This window comes from Streptomyces sp. NPDC091280, assembly GCF_044768565.1.
In the GTDB taxonomy this organism is placed as follows: Bacteria; Actinomycetota; Actinomycetes; order Streptomycetales; family Streptomycetaceae; genus Streptomyces.
Map to the genome: position 1 here is coordinate 266,461 of NZ_JBIVUZ010000016.1, position 15,106 is coordinate 281,566.

A 15,106-nucleotide genomic window follows, 5' to 3' on the forward strand; every position below is an offset into this window, starting at 1 on the left:
GAACAGGGAATTTTACGGAGCGCCGGGCCACAGCACCAAACCCGTGCCACGTCACGACCCGCAGGCGGTGATGAGCGTCTCCACCTCCTCGGTGAGGGCGCGGGCGAACACGTCGAGATCCGGTACGGCCGCCGCGTCGGCGACGAGCCCGTAGTGGACGTGTCCCCGGAAGGTGGAGACGGCGACCGCCAGGGACTGCCCGCCGGCCAGCGGGGCGTAGGGGAAGACCGCGGTGACCGGGTTGCCGCCGAGGCTGAGGCCGATGCCGGGCAGCGGGACGCTGGTGACCAGGATGTCGAACCAGAGCCGGGCGGCCTGCGCGGCGAGGGGTCCGCCGAGCCGGTGGCCGAGCGCCGGCACGTGGTCGGCGAGCAGGGCGACGGCACCCGCGCCCCGGTTGGGGCCCGCGTCCTTGTTGCGGTCCATGTCCGCGCGCACGGAGTCGAGCCGCCCGAGCGGGTCGGGGTCGTCGACGGGCAGCCGTATCAGGTACCCGGAGAGCCGGTTGCCCTGCGGCTGGGCGCTGCGCGGGCGGCGTTTGGAGACGGGGATCAGGGCGCGGGGCGCGACGCCCGCGCTGCCGTCGCCGCGCTCGTCGAGCCAGCGGCGCAGGGCGCCCGCGACGACGGCGATGAGCACGTCGTTGACGGTCCCCCCGGCCGTCTTGCGGATGCGGTGCACGTCGTCGAGGTCGACGACGACTCCGGCGGTACGGCGGGTGCCGGACGGTTCGGAGGCCAGTGCCGCCGAGGAGCGGACGTCGAGGGTGGAGCGGGCGACGGACGCCCCGATGTCGAGGGCCCGGCCGAGGTCGGAGAGGGCGCCCCGGACCAGCCCGGGCAGCCTGCGCACGTCGGGCAGGAGGCCGCGCGCGGGTTCCTCGGGGCGGGGCCGCCGCTCGGGCAGGTCCATCGGGTCGAGGATGGCGGCGGCCAGGGTCAGCGCCCGCAGTCCGTCCGCGAGGGCGTGGTGGAACTTGAAGAGCACCGCGAAGGAGACACCGTCTTCTCCGGGCAGGACATGGGCCTCCCACGGGGGCCGGCCGCGTTCCAGCGGGCGTTCCATGAGCCGGCCCGCGACCTCTTGGAAGTCGGCGGTCGGGGCGTGCAGCCGGACGTGGTGCAGCGGGTCGAAGTCGGGGTCCTCCTCGCGGGTGGCGCTGCCGAAGGACAGGGACAGCGGCTGCCATATGTCCCGGATGCGCATCCGCAGCCCGGGGACGCCGGCGGCGCGGGCGGCGAGGAGGTCGGCGGCGTGGGCTCCCGCGGTCGGCGAGTGGGCCGAGAAGACGCCGAGTGCGCCCAGGTGCATCGGGTTCCGGTCGGACTCGATGTTCCAGAACGCCAGGTCGAGTGGAGCGAGCAGGTCGGAAGTCAAAGGCTTGCCTCGCGTCGACTAGGGGTGAGCAAGCAGTCAAGCGCCGACAAGTGATTACGGTCAAGTACGATCAAGCTACGCACAGTTAACGTCAGGTTACGGTTCGCCCCGGTCCCGCCCCTGTGTGAGGGGCGGGACTCCAGTGGCGCCTGAGGTCACTTCCGTACCGGTGGTCCCGTCCGGGGTGACGTACCCCACTCCGACGGGTGCGGGCCGACCGTGAACGGGGTCGGCGCCGCGGTCGCCGGGTGCGGCTTATGGGTTCTTCCCGGAGTTCATGGGTTCTTCCCGGAGTTCAGGTGGCGGGGCACCCCGCGGGGATCGCCCGCGAGGCGTCGCGGATCAGTGCCTGCTGCGCGGCTCTCACCCGCTCCGCGTCCGGCTTGAGCACCCGCCGGTCGTAGGTCATCAGGCCGTTCAACTCCCCCTCGACGTCGGAGATCTGGGTGTAGACCGCGCCGTTGCTCCCCCGGCAGGCCAGGGCGCGCACCTCGGCGAGCTTGGCGAGGTAGTCGTCGGTGTAGGCGGCCGGGTCGACGTCCACGTACGACTGCTGGACCGACCAGGCGTGTCCCGGCACCGCGAGTCCGAGGCCGCCGTACTCGCCGCTGACCAGGGCGCGCCTGCCGTCCGGGTGGGGTGGCAGGGCCGGGCTGGGATAGCCGTGCTCATCGATGATGTCGCCGGTGCCGCCGTCGACGCCGAGGTTGATGCCGGACATGCCGTTGACCAGGCGTGTCGGGTCCCACGCCTTGGCCTGGTCGGCGATGCGGGCCTCGTCGTACTGGCCCCAGCCCTCGTTGAAGGTCACCCACATCACGATCGACGGGCTGCTGATGTGCTGGTCGATCATCCGCTTCAGCTCACGCTCGTACTCGGCGCGGGCGGCGGGAGAAGGGTTCACCCCGGCCGTGGTCGCGGGCATGTCCTGCCACACCATGAGGCCGAGCCGGTCGGCCCAGTAGAACCAGCGGTCGGGCTCGACCTTGATGTGCTTGCGCACGGCGTTGAAGCCCAGTTCCTTGTGCACCTTGAGGTCGTGGGCGAGCGCCGCGTCGGTCGGCGCGGTGTAGAGGCCGTCCGGCCAGAAGCCCTGGTCGAGGGTGGCCATCATGAAGACCGGGCTGCCGTTGAGGACCGTGCGCGGGACGCCGTTCACCTGCTCCACGGCGATCGAGCGCATCCCGAAGTAGCTGCCGACGCGGTCCTCGCCGACGGTGACCTTCAGGTCGTAGAGGAACGGGCTGTCGGGCGACCAGAGTCGGGGGTTCTTGAGGGTCAGGGTGAGGGGGGCTCCGGTGCGGCCGTGGGCTGTCGCGACCTCGCGCTTTCCGTCGTACGCCGTCGCCGTGATCGGGACGCCGTCCCGAACTCCCTTTGCCTCGACGGTGAGTTGGCTCCTGGTGACGTCCGGGATGAGTTTGAGGGAGTCGACGTGGTCGGGGGCGACCGGTTCCATCCAGACGGTCTGCCAGATGCCCGAGGTCGGGGTGTACCAGATGCCGCTCGGGTCGAGGCGCTGCTTGCCGATCGGGGGGTTCTCGCCGTTCGGCGCGTCCGTGGGGTCGTAGACGCCGACGATCAGTTCCTGGGTGCGGCCGGGTTTCAGGGCGTCGGTGATGTCGGCGCCGAACTTGTCGTAGCCGCCCTGGTGTTCGGTGACCTTGGTGCCGTTGACGTAGACCTCGGCCCGCCAGTCGACGGCGCCGAAGTTGAGCATCAGGCGCTTGTGCGAGCCGATCCTCCAGTCGGCGGGGACGGTGAAGGTGCGGCGGTACCACATGCGGTCCTCGTGGCGTTCGAGGCCGGAGAGCTGGGACTCGACGGGGTACGGGACGAGGACGCGCTCGGGCAGGTCGCGGCCGACCGGCGGCTGTTCGCCCGCCGTGGCCGCCGCGAACTGCCAACTGCCGTTGAGGTTGCGCCAGTCGGCGCGGGTGAGCTGCGGGCGGGGGTACTCGGGGAGGGCGTTGCGCGGGCCCACTTCGTCGGCCCACCGGGTGCGCAGTTCGTGGGTGGAGCGGTTGAGGCCGGAGCTCCAGAAGGCGTGGACTAGCTTGCCGTCGGCGGTGGCGAGGCCGGCTTCGCCGTCGTAGCGGATGTCGGCGGTGCCCGGGGCGGTGCCCGTCTTGTTGCCCACGACGGGTTCGGTGAGGGGGACGAGCAGGGTGCGCGGGTCCGCCGGGTCCGAACGGGCCGTCCCCAGCGGCCACTTGGCGCCGCCGATCACCGCTTCGAGGTGGTCGGCGAGGTCGGCCGGAGGTGCGGTGAGGGGCTGGGCGAAGTCGAGTCTCAGGGTGCGGCCGGTGCCGGTGACCGCGGTGGCGAGGGCGCCGTCGTAGGCGTAGCCCTCGGGGAGGCGGAAGGCCGACTGCGGGACGGGGACCTTGGTGCCGCCGGGTTCGGTCCAGCGCAGGTGGAGGTTGGAGCCGCCGTAGTGCTCGAAGTACTCGACCTTGATGTCGTAGGCCGTGCCGGCGGTCAACTCGACGGGCGGGGCGGTCTGTTCGTTGTCCCAGTCGTCGATCCAGTGGTCGATGAGGAGCTGTCCGCCGATCCAGAGGCGGAAGCCGTTGTCGCCGATGATCGAGAAGGTGTGGGGGCCGGACGTCGCCGGGACGATCCGGCCGGTCCAGCGGACGCTGACGTCGTCGGAGCGGCCGGTGGCGAAGGCGAGGCGGGGTTCGAGGTTGTCGAAGTCGAGGTTCGGGTCGACGCCGGTGGCCTTGAGGTCGGCGAAGTCGAAGGCGCCCGGGGCGGACTGGGTGTAGTACTCGCCCTTCAGGCCGTGGATCTCGACGGGGTCGTCGGCGGTGGTGGCGTTCGCGGTGGGGACGGCGGCCAGCGCGGCGATGCCGAGGGCCAGGGCGAGCAGGGCCGCGAGCCGGTCTCTGAGTCGTCCGATGCGCACGGAACCTCCATAACAACGTTGTCATGGGCAGCAGTTGGCATGACAGCACGGATTCCGTCGTCCGTCCAGGGACATGACAAGTCTGCGTCGGGGCACGACGGAGCCCCGGCGCGATCGAGCCGCACCGGGGCCGGACTCCCTTTCCTAGGTGACCAGTTGGCCCTTGCCCAGGGCGATGACCCCGCCCTGGGAGACCGTGTACAGGTCGGCGTCGCGCTCCGGGTTCACGCCGATCGTCGCGCCCGGCGGCACCTCGACGTTCTTGTCCAGGACCGCGCCCCGGACCACCGCGCCACGCCCGATGTGGACGTTGTCGTGCAGGATCGAGCCCTGGACGACCGCGCCCGGGTCGACGACCACGCCCGGCGAGAGCACCGAGCGGGTGACCTGGCCGCGGATGAGGCACCCGGAGCTGATGATCGACTCGCTGGCCATGCCGCCGGCGTTGAAGCGGGCCGGGGAGAGCTGGCCGGAGTGGGTGTAGATCGGCCAGTTGCGGTTGTAGAGGTTGAAGGCGGGGCGCTCGGCGATCAGGTCCATGTGGGCGTCGTAGTAGGCGTCCAGGGTGCCGACGTCCCGCCAGTAGCCCTGGTCGCGGGTGGTCTCCCCGGGGACGTGGTTGGCGCTGAAGTCGTAGAGCGCCGCCTCGCCCCGGTCGGTGAGCGCGGGCAGGATCGAGCCGCCCATGTCGTGCACCGAGGCGAGGTCCTCCGCGTCCCGCTGGAGGGCCTCTATCAGGGCCTTGGTGGTGAAGATGTAGTTGCCCATGGAGGCGTACACGCACTCCGGGTCGTCGGCCAGGCCGGGCGGGTCGGCGGGCTTCTCCAGGAAGCGCTCGACCGTCTGGCCGTCCGAGCCCGGGGTGATCACGCCGAACTGCGAGGACTCCGCGCGCGGGACGCGGATTCCGGCCACGGTGACGCCCGCGCCGCTGTCGATGTGCTGGGCGAGCATCTGCCGGGGGTCCATGCGGTACACGTGGTCGGCGCCGAAGACCGCGACGTACTCGGGGCGCTCGTCGTAGATCAGGTTCAGCGACTGGAGGATCGCGTCCGCGCTGCCGAGGTACCAGCGGGGGCCCAGGCGCTGCTGGGCCGGGACCGGGGTGACGTAGTTGCCCAGCAGACTGGACATCCGCCAGGTGGTGGTGATGTGGCGGTCCAGCGAGTGCGACTTGTACTGCGTCAGGACGCAGATGCGCAGGATGTCGGCGTTGACGAGATTGGACAGTACGAAGTCCACGAGGCGGTACGTGCCGCCGAAGGTGACCGCGGGTTTGGCCCGGTCGGCGGTCAAGGGCATCAGCCGCTTGCCCTCACCGCCCGCCAGTACGATCCCGAGCACCGAAGGTCCGCCACGACGCATGGCCGCTCCCCTCACCCTGGTTGACCCCAGCCTGCCCCTGAGCAGCGCACACTAAGCCTGTTTGAGGATCTCCTCGTAGAGCCGCGCGGTGCGCAGCGCCACGGCGTCCCAGCCGAACTCGCCCACCGCGCGCTCGCGCCCCGCCTCGCCCATGCGCTTCGCAGTCTCCGGGTCGGCGAGCACGGAGTCGAGGGCCGTCGCCAGGTTCTCCTCGAAGTTTTCCCCGGTGTCCACCAGGAGGCCGGTCGCGCCGTCGGCGACCACCTCGGGGATGCCGCCGACCCGGGAGGCGACCACGGCCGTGCCGCAGGCCATCGCCTCCAGGTTGACGATCCCCAGGGGCTCGTAGACCGAGGGGCAGGCGAAGACGGTGGCACGGGTGAGGAGCTGGATGACCTCCGGGCGGGGCAGCATCTGGGGGATCCAGTGCACGCCCTCACGGACCCGGCTCAGCTCCTCGAAGAGGACACGGAACTCCCGGTCGATCTCCGGCGTGTCGGGCGCGCCCGCGCACAGCACGACCTGCGCTGCCGGGTCGAGGCCGCGCACCGCGCGCAGCAGGTGGGGCACACCCTTCTGGCGGGTGATGCGGCCGACGAACAGGACGTAGGGGCGGTCGGGGTCGATGCCGAGCCGGGTGAGGACGTCGGTGCCGTGGTCGGGGCGGTAGAGCGTGGTGTCGATGCCGTTGTGGATGACCCGCACGGTGGCGGGGTCCAGTGACGGGTAGCAGGCGAGGATGTCCTCGCGCATGGCTCCCGACACGGCGACCACGGCGTCCGCGGCCTCGATCGCGGTGCGCTCGGCCCAGCTGGAGAGGGCGTAGCCGCCGCCGAGCTGTTCGGCCTTCCAGGGGCGCAGCGGCTCCAGGGAGTGGGCGGTCATCACGTGCGGGACGCCGTGCAGGAGCTTGGCGAAGTGGCCGGCGAGGTTGGCGTACCAGGTGTGCGAGTGGACGAGTTCGCGGCCTTCGAGGGCGGCGGCCATGGAGAGGTCCACGGAGAACGTGCGCAGGGCGTCGTTCGCGCCGTCGAGGGTCGGCCAGGGGCGGTGGCGCACGACGCCCTCGGTGCGGCCCTCGCCCCAGCAGTGCACGTCCAGGTCGACCAGGGGCCTCAACTCCCGGGCCAGGAACTCCACATGGACGCCCGCGCCGCCGTACACATCCGGCGGGTACTCCCGGGTCAGCAGTCCCACTCGCACCCGTAACCCCTTGTTCTCAGCGGCTGATTGCACTCATGGTCACCCAGAAGCGGCGTTCGCGGAAGAGCCGGGCGGTTGTGCGAAGCAGCAGTCGCCGCAGACCCCGCCGCCGGGGACCCGGTAGTAGAGGCAGCAGCTGCGGCGCCGGAACGCGGTGCCGGTGAGGGTTCCGGTGCCGGCGAGGAGCGGGTGGGCGAGGAGTTCCGCCGTGCGGGCACGCGCGCGCGTGGCCACTTCCGGACGGCCACGCGCGCGTGCCCACCGGTCGAGCTCGCGGGCCGCGCCCGCCAGCGCGGAGGCCGCGTTGCCCCACAGCAGGCCGGCGGACATGCGGTGGTGGGTGACCAGGGCGGCTGTCAGGGGTTCCAGGTGGCCGTGCAGCACGACGTCCGCGAGGGCGTCGGCGGGCAGCGGGCGGACCTCGGCGAGCCACAGGTCGTCCGGGGCGCCGACGCGGGCGTCCCAGTGCAGCAGGCGCGGGTCGAGGTCGGGGACCTGGCCGTGGAGTGCGGCACAGCCGAGGGCCGCCGACCACAGCCGGGCCGCGAGTGCCTGCTGCGCGATCGAGGCGGCGATGCGCAGCTCAGGGGCCTGGAGACGGTCCGCGACGGTACGCACACGGAAAGTCAGGGAATTTCCGTAAACATCCGGCGACGGGTTTTCGTAGGTCTCCGCGAGGGTCGGCAGCGGGCCGTCCGGTGCCGCGCCCGTGCGTAGTACGAAGAAGCCGCCGAGGGCCCGGAGCGCGGCGAGTTCGGGGTCGAGGTCCACGAACAGCAGTAGTACCAAGTCTCCTAGGGGTTCCACCCAGGGGGTGTCCTCCTGCTGTCGCCCACCCTGGGGAGGACAAGGGGCGATTCGTACTCCATCGGCAGTACTACCCAATCGGTGCTCAGGTACGACGACGGGAAGAACATCAAGCGGGATCGTGTTCTTTATGAAAGCCGACCGTTCGCCGCGTGGTGCCAGAGGTGCCCGCCTGACGCAGAGGAGCTGCCGATGAGCGCCCTCGCGTTGTCCATCGTGCTGTCGCTGATCTCCGCCGTGGCCTACGCGGGCGGAGCGATCGTGCAGGAGCGTGTCGCGGTCTCCTCCCCCGAGCAGGAGTACGCGCCGCTGCGCCGCCCGAGCTGGTGGGCGGCGGTCGCGCTGAACGGCACGGGCGGTCTGCTGCACGTGGTGGCGCTGGCCTACGGTCCGCTGAGCCTGGTGCAGCCGCTGGGCGCGCTGACCATCGTGTTCGCGCTGCCGATGGCGGCCCTCTTCGTCGGCCGCAAGGCCGGTTCCACCGCCTGGCGCGGCGCGATCATGGCGACGATCGGTCTCGCGGGTCTGCTCTCCCTGGTCGGCGCGTCCGACAGCCACTCGCTGAGCACCGCCCAGCGGGTGTCCGTGGCGGTGTTCACCGGCGCGGTGGTCGCGACCCTGATGATCGCGGGCCGCGCCGCGCACCGGCACCCGGCGGTGCGCAGCGTGCTGCTGGCGACCGCGTCCGGCATAGCGTTCGGCATGTCCTCGGTGTTCACGAAGACGGTGACGGTCGACTGGGACAACGGCGCGATATCGGCGACGGACATCCCCTTCCTGGCCGTCATCGCCGTCTTCGCCGTGGCCGGTCTGATGCTCTCGCAGGCGTCCTACCGGGGCGCGGGCCTGGCGGCCCCGCTGGCGGTCCTGACCGTCGTGAACCCGGTGGTGGCGGCCGTCGTCGGTATCACGATGTTCGGCGAGACCTTCCGCTACGGCACGACGGGCACGCTGCTGGCGCTGAGCGCCGGAGTGGTCGCGGCGGGCGGTCTGATCCTGCTGACCACGGAGCGGCTGGAGAGCGAGCACACGCCCGCCGGCACGGCGGCTCCCGTGGCGCCGTCGCCCATCGAGGAGTTGCTCGACGCCCTCCCTGGACAGCCCGTCGACGTGAGCGCGGACGTCGACGCGGACCTCGCAGTCACGGCCGGGGAGGTGCTCGTCCCGGCTCCGGCGGCGGTGCCGGCCGGCGAGGGTTACGAGACCCTGGAGCCGGCCGGCTCCGCTCAACCACCGAGCTATTTCGGCCCGTTCCACGCCGGGCTGTACGTGATGATGCCGGTCCACGACCGGCATCGCACCCGAGTCAAATCCTGACGCCGCCGGCCCGCAGATAGGCGAGCGGGTCGATGTCGGTACCGAATCCGGGCCCCGTCCGCACCTCGAAGTGCAGATGCGGGCCCGTGGTGTTGCCGGTGGAGCCCGAGCGCCCGATGCGCTGCCCGGTGCCGACGGACTGGCCGTCCCGCACCGAGATCGCGGACAGGTGGGCGTACTGCGAGTACCGCCCGTCCGCGTGCCGGATCACCACCTGGTAGCCGTACGAGCCGCCCCAGCCGGCCGTGACCACCTGCCCCGCCTCGATGGCCTTCACCGAGGTGCCGGTGGGGACGAGGAAGTCGACGCCGGTGTGGTAGCCCTTCGACCAGGCGGAGCCCTCCGCGTGGTAGGCCGTGCCGATGGGGGCGTTGACGGGGGCGACGAGGGAGTGACTCGTCGACTTCTTGGTGGTGGCCTTCTTCGTCTCGGTCCTGGTGGCCGCCTTGGTGGCCGGTTTCGTCGTGGTGCGGGTCGTGGGCTCGGCCTTGCCGTGCAGGCTCAGCCGCTGGCCGGGCAGGATCAGGTTCGGGTCGTCGCCCACGGTCGTGCGGTTCGCGCTGTAGAGCCGGTGCCAGCCGCCGTCGACGTGCTCGGTCTCGGCGATCCCGGAGAGGGTGTCGCCGCGCACCACCGTGTACATCTCGACGGTGCCCGCGCGGGACTGCGGTGTGGTCTGCGGCTGTACGTCCTTCACGGACCGCTTCGCGGTGGGCGCCTTGGCGTCCTCGGCCTTGGTGCTCCCCGTCTTCGTACCGCCGACGTGGATGTCGGGGCTGCCGCCGCCCCGGGTGAGTCCGGCGCGCACCGAGCACACCGGCCAGGCGCCGGGCCCCTGGCCCTTGAGCACCTTCTCCGCGACGGCGATCTGCTGGTCCCGGGTGGCCAGATCCGCGCGGTGCGCGTACGCCGTGCCGCCGTAGGCCTCCCAGGTGGACTGGGTGAACTGGAGCCCGCCGTAGTACCCGTTGCCGGTGTTGATGCTCCAGTCGCCGCTGGACTCGCAGGCGGCGACCTTGTTCCAGGTGCTCAGGTCGGCCGCCTGGGCGCTGCCGGCTCCGGCGCCGACGAGGGGGATCGCGATGCCCGCACCGCCCGCCGTGACCGTGAGAAGCGAGGAACGGTTGATCCTGTTCGGCTGATACCGGCGGTGCCGGCCGCGTACGGCCATGGAGAATCCCCCTCGACATACGTCAGGAGGGCCAAAAATAAGCGCCACGAACAGGCCATGACAAGACGGCAACCGGCCTCCCGTGACTCAAGTGGCCGACGGGCCGCCCCGGTTGCGGTGCGCACGTGCGGGCGGGGTGGCGGCGGGCCAGGATGGGGCGTGCGGCAATACTGGCGAGCACGACCGGTACCACCGACGTTCAGGGCCGTCCTGGTCCTCGGGCTTGATCTTCCTGATCCTTAGGAGCCAACCGAATGAGCACTTCAGCGCAGATCGGCGTCACGGGCCTCGCGGTCATGGGCCGCAACCTCGCCCGGAACTTCGCGCGCAACGGCTATACGGTCGCCGTGCACAACCGGACCGCGTCCCGCACCCACGCCCTGGTGGAGGAGTTCGGTGCCGAGGGCGACTTCATCGCGGCGGAGACGGCCAAGGACTTCGTGACCGCGCTGGAGCGACCGCGCCGCCTGGTCATCATGGTCAAGGCCGGTGACCCCACGGACGCGGTGATCCAGGAGTTCGCGCCGCTCCTCGAACCCGGCGACATGATCATCGACGGTGGCAACGCGCACTTCGCCGACACCCGCCGCCGCGAGCGCGACCTGCGCGAGCAGGGCATCCACTTCGTCGGCATGGGGGTCTCCGGGGGCGAGGAGGGCGCGCTGCACGGGCCGAGCATCATGCCCGGCGGCCCGAAGGAGTCCTACGACTCGCTCGGTCCGATGCTGGAGAAGATCTCCGCGAAGGCGGCGGACGGGGCGCCCTGCGTGACCCACGTGGGTCCGGACGGCGCCGGCCACTTCGTGAAGATGGTGCACAACGGCATCGAGTACGCCGACATGCAGCTGATCGGCGAGGCGTACCAGCTGCTGCGCGATGTCGCCGGGTACTCCCCCGCGCGGATCGCCGAGATCTTCCGGACCTGGAACACGGGCCGGCTGGACTCCTACCTGATCGAGATCACCGCCGAGGTGCTGTCCCACGTGGACGCGGCCACCGGCGAGCCGTTCGTGGACGTCGTCGTGGACCAGGCCGAGCAGAAGGGCACCGGCCGCTGGACGGTCCAGATCGCCCTCGACCTCGGCGTCCCGGTCTCCGGCATCGCCGAGGCGGTCTTCGCCCGCTCCCTGTCCGGCCACGCGGCGCTGCGCGAGGCCTCGCGCGAACTGGCCGGCCCCACCGCCTCCCCGCTGGGCGAGGCCGAGGCGGCGGCCTTCGCGGACCGGGTCGAGCAGGCGCTGTACGCGTCGAAGATCGTGTCGTACACGCAGGGCTTCCACGAGATCGCGGCGGGCAGCGAGGAGTACGACTGGAACGTCGACCTCGGCGCGGTCTCCTCGATCTGGCGCGGCGGCTGCATCATCCGGGCGGCCTTCCTCGACCGGATCCGCGCCGCGTACGACGCCCGCGCGGATCTGCCGAGCCTGCTGTCGGACGGGACGTTCGCGCAGGAGATCGCGGCGGCGCAGGACGACTGGCGCGAGGTGGTCGTCGCGGCGACCCGCCAGGGTGTCCCGACGCCCGGCTTCTCGGCGGCGCTCGCCTACTACGACGCGCTGCGCGCCGAGCGGCTGCCGGCCGCGCTCACGCAGGGTCAGCGGGACTTCTTCGGGGCGCACACCTACCGCCGGGTGGACCGGGACGGCTCGTTCCACACGCTCTGGGGCGGTGACCGCTCGGAGGTGACGGGCTGACCTGGTCCGCCGCCGTGCGCGGCCCGCCCGCCGGGGATCCGGTCAGGCGGGCTGCCACAGTTCGACGCGGTTGCCCTCGGGGTCGGTGACCCAGCCGAACCGTCCGACGCCGTCCATCTCCTGGGTCTCCGCGTCCACGTCCGCGCCCTTGGCCCGCAGCTGCGCGAGCATCGCGTCGAGGTCGCGGACCCGGAAGTTCAGCATGGTCTGCTGGCGGGGGGACCCGAAGTAGTCGGTGTCCCCCGGGAAGGCCGCGAACACGGTCGGCCCGGCCTCCTGCCGCCACAGCCCGTGCTCGTCGGCGTCGAGTCCCAGACAGTCCCGATACCAAGAGCCGAGGGCCGCCGGGTCGGCCGCCCGCATGAAGTGTCCGCCGATTCCAAGCACACGTTCCATACCGGCCATCCTGCCAGCAGAGCGGCCGGGACGCCGGGCTCGGCCTCAGGTGAGCGGCGGCCCCGGCTCCGGGCTCGGTACCGGCTCCGGCCCCGGCGGGACGGGGGACGGAAAGGGCTCCGGGACCGGGCCGGGAGTCGGGTTCGGCGGTACGGGACCGGGGCCCGGCGTGGGTCCGGGGGGTACGGGATCGGGGCCCGGCGTGGGTCCCGGGGTGGGTCCCGGCGGTACGGGGTCGGGGTACGGGTTGGTCATGTGGTCCTCCGGCCAGTGGGTACGTCGGCTCTGGACTACTCCCCCGCCTACCCGACTCCCGCGCCGCCACTCACCCGGGCGGACTCACCTCGCCCACACCGCCCGAGCCCCGGCGTCCAGCCCCGGCCGCGGGCTCGACAGCACCGGGACCGGCGTGGCCGTCAGGCGCTGGGCGCCCGCCATGGACCCCTGCGCGAGCACGATCGCGTCGGCGTCCACGACCGCGTCCACCGCGTCGACCACCAGACGCGCGCAGCCCCCGGTGTCGCCGGCCTCGAACCGGGCCCACGCGCCGGCCACGAGCAAGGTGCGGACGGCGACGGGACGGCCCGCGCGCCGGGCCTCCTCCTCGATCAACGTCACGGTCGGTCCCAACGTGCTCTCCAGCGTGGCGGCCACGACCACGCGGGGTCCCGTGGCGACGGCCGCCGCCGCCATCGGGCGGTCGCCGCGCAGCACCGGCACACCGAGATCGGCACCGGCCCGCTCCGCGACCGCACCGATCGTCGAGCAGGTGCACAGCACCGCCCGTGCTCCTTCCGCGACAGCCCTCTCCAGCGCGCCCCGCACCGCCCCGGCCACCGCTTCCGGCCCCTCGCGCCGGGCCCGCGCCAACAGGTCCTCGTCGACGAAGTGCCTTAGTTCCAGGCCCTGGTGGTCCTCGTCGCGCAGGGCGTCGAAGACCGGGACGTGGGCGGGCGAGGTGTGCAGCAGGGCGAGCACGCGGGCAGGGCCTTCCTTCAGGAACCGGTACCGATGCGGCGACGCGCGGTCGCTCTAGAACCGGCCGGGATGCGCCCCGAGCCACTCCTTCGCCGCCCGCTGGAGCGCGGGGTCGGCGGCCGGGGCCTCCTCGGGGTGGCGGGCGGCCCACTTCACGACGAAGGGGCAGAGCGGGGCGACGACGACGCCCTCGCGGGCGGCGATGCCGTACAGCTCACGGGCCAGGGAACCCGCGATGCCCTTTCCCTCGTGGGCGGGTTCCACGATCGTGTGGACGGGGACGAGGGCGCGCTCGGGGGCTTCGAGGACGAAGTACTCGATGCGGCCCACGACTTCGCCGCCGTCGCCGATCGCCTCCAGGCGGCCCGCCGCCCGGTCGTCGCGGATCTCGATCTCGCTCATGGGCCTTCTCCTGGTGTGGTGGTCAGGCCGTGACGGCCTGCGGGCTGCGCGCCTGCTCCGAACCCGGCACCGGTTCGGACGGATCGGCGCCCAGACCCACGATCCGGTTGGCGCGGTCCACGTGCACGACCCGGGGCGAGAGCGCCCGGGCCTCGGCGTCGGACACCTGAGCGTAACTGATGATGATCACCAGGTCTCCGGGATGCACGAGGTGGGCGGCGGCCCCGTTGATCCCGATGACACCGGAGCCCCGCTCGCCCTCGATGACGTACGTCTCCAGGCGGGCGCCGTTGGTGATGTCGACGATGTGGACCAGCTCGCCGGGCAGCAGATCGGCGGCGTCGAGCAGCTCGGCGTCGATGGTGACGGAGCCGACGTAGTGCAGGTCGGCCTGGGTGACGGTGGCACGGTGGATCTTGGACTTGAACATAGTACGCAACATCGCGGCGCTCCCACAAGTAGGCTCCCTGCCTGCGTTTTTGCAGGTCAAGGGCTATTTTCTGCACCCTACAACCAGTCGCATGTCATGGCAGCTGCCCCTAGGTTTTTCAGGGCTCATGCTGACCACTTGCTGACTTCTCTGACGCCCCATCAGCAGTTGAACGATGGCTTCGCCTGCTCTCACGACCTCATCGTTGCGACGGCCGAAGCCTACTCAGCACCCCTCAAAGGACATCCGTGATCACCGCCACAGGGACGCGCTGGACTGCAGGCAGGAGCACAGGTGCTCCACCCGAAGTCCGGCCACACGTCGCCGGGGGGGGGCAGCTTGCCCAGCCCTTCTTTCACTAACCGAAAGAGGCAGAGAGGTAGGCGCCCACTAGCCAGTTCCAACGATCCAAGCGCCCGATGCAGCGCGGCAACATAACGGCGGATCGCCGGTTGGCCAAACCGGCGATTCTCACGACCATTGCCCTAACTCGTCTTGGCGCTCTAGGCCGTGGCACAGGGCGAGTATTCATCGATGTTTGGAAATCGGCCAGAACACAGCCCGAATCGCTACCACGATCGAGCACAGGCCAGTCTCAAGGAGCCATGCTGCCCAGCGAACCACACTCGCATCCCGACCAAGCGCGGCCCGATATCGACTCGCCACGCAGGGACCGTAAAGTCGAGCCCGTCCTGATGGACACATCCGATGTGGCTGCCATGCTCAACATGTCTACGAGCTGGGTCTATAGGGAGGCATCGAAACTCGGCTTGAAAGGCTACAAGCTCGGCCGAGGCAGGAACGCCAAAGTGCTGTACAAGAAGGCAGATGTCTTCAAGTGGTTGGAGCAGCAGAAGATCCATTAAAGGTTGTCCCGTAAGTGATCTTCGAGTTGTAGCGAGTTGGCTCGATTGCCGTACGAAGGTCGTTGCCTATCCAGTGGGGACGAGGTTGGCGGGCTTAGGGCTTGCCGGGAATCAACACGTCGGTTTGATCTTGGTTTTGTCGGGGTCGAGAAACCTGGCGACGTCTTCCCGTGTGCGGAAACGGGCGGT

13 protein-coding genes are annotated in these 15,106 nt (G+C 71.1%); 3 read left to right on the forward strand and 10 right to left on the reverse strand.

Annotated elements, in window-relative coordinates; translation table 11 throughout:
- Positions 1-51: 51 nt before the first annotated feature.
- The 5 genes from ACIQPR_RS40515 to ACIQPR_RS40535 form a co-directional block, all read right to left on the reverse strand.
- Positions 52-1,377 (reverse strand): wax ester/triacylglycerol synthase family O-acyltransferase, encoded by a 1,326-nt coding sequence (locus ACIQPR_RS40515; protein ID WP_403659621.1) that lies wholly within the window; start codon positions 1,375-1,377, stop codon positions 52-54.
- A gap of 295 nt (positions 1,378-1,672) precedes the next feature.
- The gene (locus ACIQPR_RS40520) at positions 1,673-4,288 is read right to left on the reverse strand and encodes a PA14 domain-containing protein (protein WP_403659624.1); all 2,616 of its coding nucleotides are present in this window, start codon (positions 4,286-4,288) and stop codon (positions 1,673-1,675) included.
- A gap of 144 nt (positions 4,289-4,432) precedes the next feature.
- Positions 4,433-5,653 (reverse strand): glucose-1-phosphate adenylyltransferase, encoded by a 1,221-nt coding sequence (glgC, locus tag ACIQPR_RS40525; protein WP_403659627.1) that lies wholly within the window; start codon positions 5,651-5,653, stop codon positions 4,433-4,435.
- A gap of 51 nt (positions 5,654-5,704) precedes the next feature.
- The gene (gene glgA, locus ACIQPR_RS40530; protein WP_403659630.1) at positions 5,705-6,856 is read right to left on the reverse strand and encodes a glycogen synthase; all 1,152 of its coding nucleotides are present in this window, start codon (positions 6,854-6,856) and stop codon (positions 5,705-5,707) included.
- Positions 6,857-6,895: 39 nt separating this feature from the next.
- Complete coding sequence (locus ACIQPR_RS40535) at positions 6,896-7,645, reverse strand: (2Fe-2S)-binding protein (protein WP_403659633.1); 750 nt, start codon at positions 7,643-7,645, stop codon at positions 6,896-6,898.
- 210 nt (positions 7,646-7,855) lie between these two features.
- Here ACIQPR_RS40535 and ACIQPR_RS40540 point away from each other — a divergent pair, with 210 nt between their 5' ends.
- The gene (locus tag ACIQPR_RS40540) at positions 7,856-8,980 is read left to right on the forward strand and encodes a DMT family transporter (protein WP_403659636.1); all 1,125 of its coding nucleotides are present in this window, start codon (positions 7,856-7,858) and stop codon (positions 8,978-8,980) included.
- Here ACIQPR_RS40540 and ACIQPR_RS40545 read toward each other — a convergent pair.
- The gene (locus ACIQPR_RS40545) at positions 8,970-10,151 is read right to left on the reverse strand and encodes a transglycosylase family protein (protein WP_403659639.1); all 1,182 of its coding nucleotides are present in this window, start codon (positions 10,149-10,151) and stop codon (positions 8,970-8,972) included. The two genes, ACIQPR_RS40540 and ACIQPR_RS40545, sit on opposite strands and share 11 nt — an antisense overlap.
- A gap of 254 nt (positions 10,152-10,405) precedes the next feature.
- On the opposite strand from ACIQPR_RS40545, the gene gndA reads away from it, so the two are divergent.
- Entirely contained in the window at positions 10,406-11,845 is a 1,440-nt protein-coding gene (gndA, locus tag ACIQPR_RS40550) for an NADP-dependent phosphogluconate dehydrogenase (protein WP_403659642.1), read from the forward strand.
- Positions 11,846-11,887: 42 nt separating this feature from the next.
- On the opposite strand, the gene ACIQPR_RS40555 is transcribed toward gndA, so the two are convergent.
- The 4 genes from ACIQPR_RS40555 to panD all read right to left on the reverse strand — a co-directional run bounded on the left by ACIQPR_RS40555 (position 11,888) and on the right by panD (position 14,063).
- Positions 11,888-12,241, reverse strand: coding sequence for a VOC family protein (locus ACIQPR_RS40555; protein ID WP_403659645.1), 354 nt, complete (start codon positions 12,239-12,241; stop codon positions 11,888-11,890).
- Between the two features lie 339 nt (positions 12,242-12,580).
- On the reverse strand, positions 12,581-13,219 hold the full coding sequence (locus ACIQPR_RS40560) for an aspartate/glutamate racemase family protein (protein ID WP_403659648.1): 639 nt from the start codon (positions 13,217-13,219) through the stop codon (positions 12,581-12,583).
- Between the two features lie 54 nt (positions 13,220-13,273).
- The gene (locus tag ACIQPR_RS40565; RefSeq protein ID WP_403659651.1) at positions 13,274-13,621 is read right to left on the reverse strand and encodes a GNAT family N-acetyltransferase; all 348 of its coding nucleotides are present in this window, start codon (positions 13,619-13,621) and stop codon (positions 13,274-13,276) included.
- Positions 13,622-13,643: 22 nt separating this feature from the next.
- Positions 13,644-14,063 carry an aspartate 1-decarboxylase gene (gene panD / locus ACIQPR_RS40570; protein ID WP_403659654.1) on the reverse strand — a complete coding sequence of 140 codons (420 nt, stop codon included), beginning with the start codon at positions 14,061-14,063 and terminating at the stop codon, positions 13,644-13,646.
- Positions 14,064-14,656: 593 nt separating this feature from the next.
- Here panD and ACIQPR_RS40575 point away from each other — a divergent pair.
- Positions 14,657-14,917, forward strand: coding sequence for a helix-turn-helix domain-containing protein (locus ACIQPR_RS40575; protein WP_403659657.1), 261 nt, complete (start codon positions 14,657-14,659; stop codon positions 14,915-14,917).
- Positions 14,918-15,106: the final 189 nt, after the last annotated feature.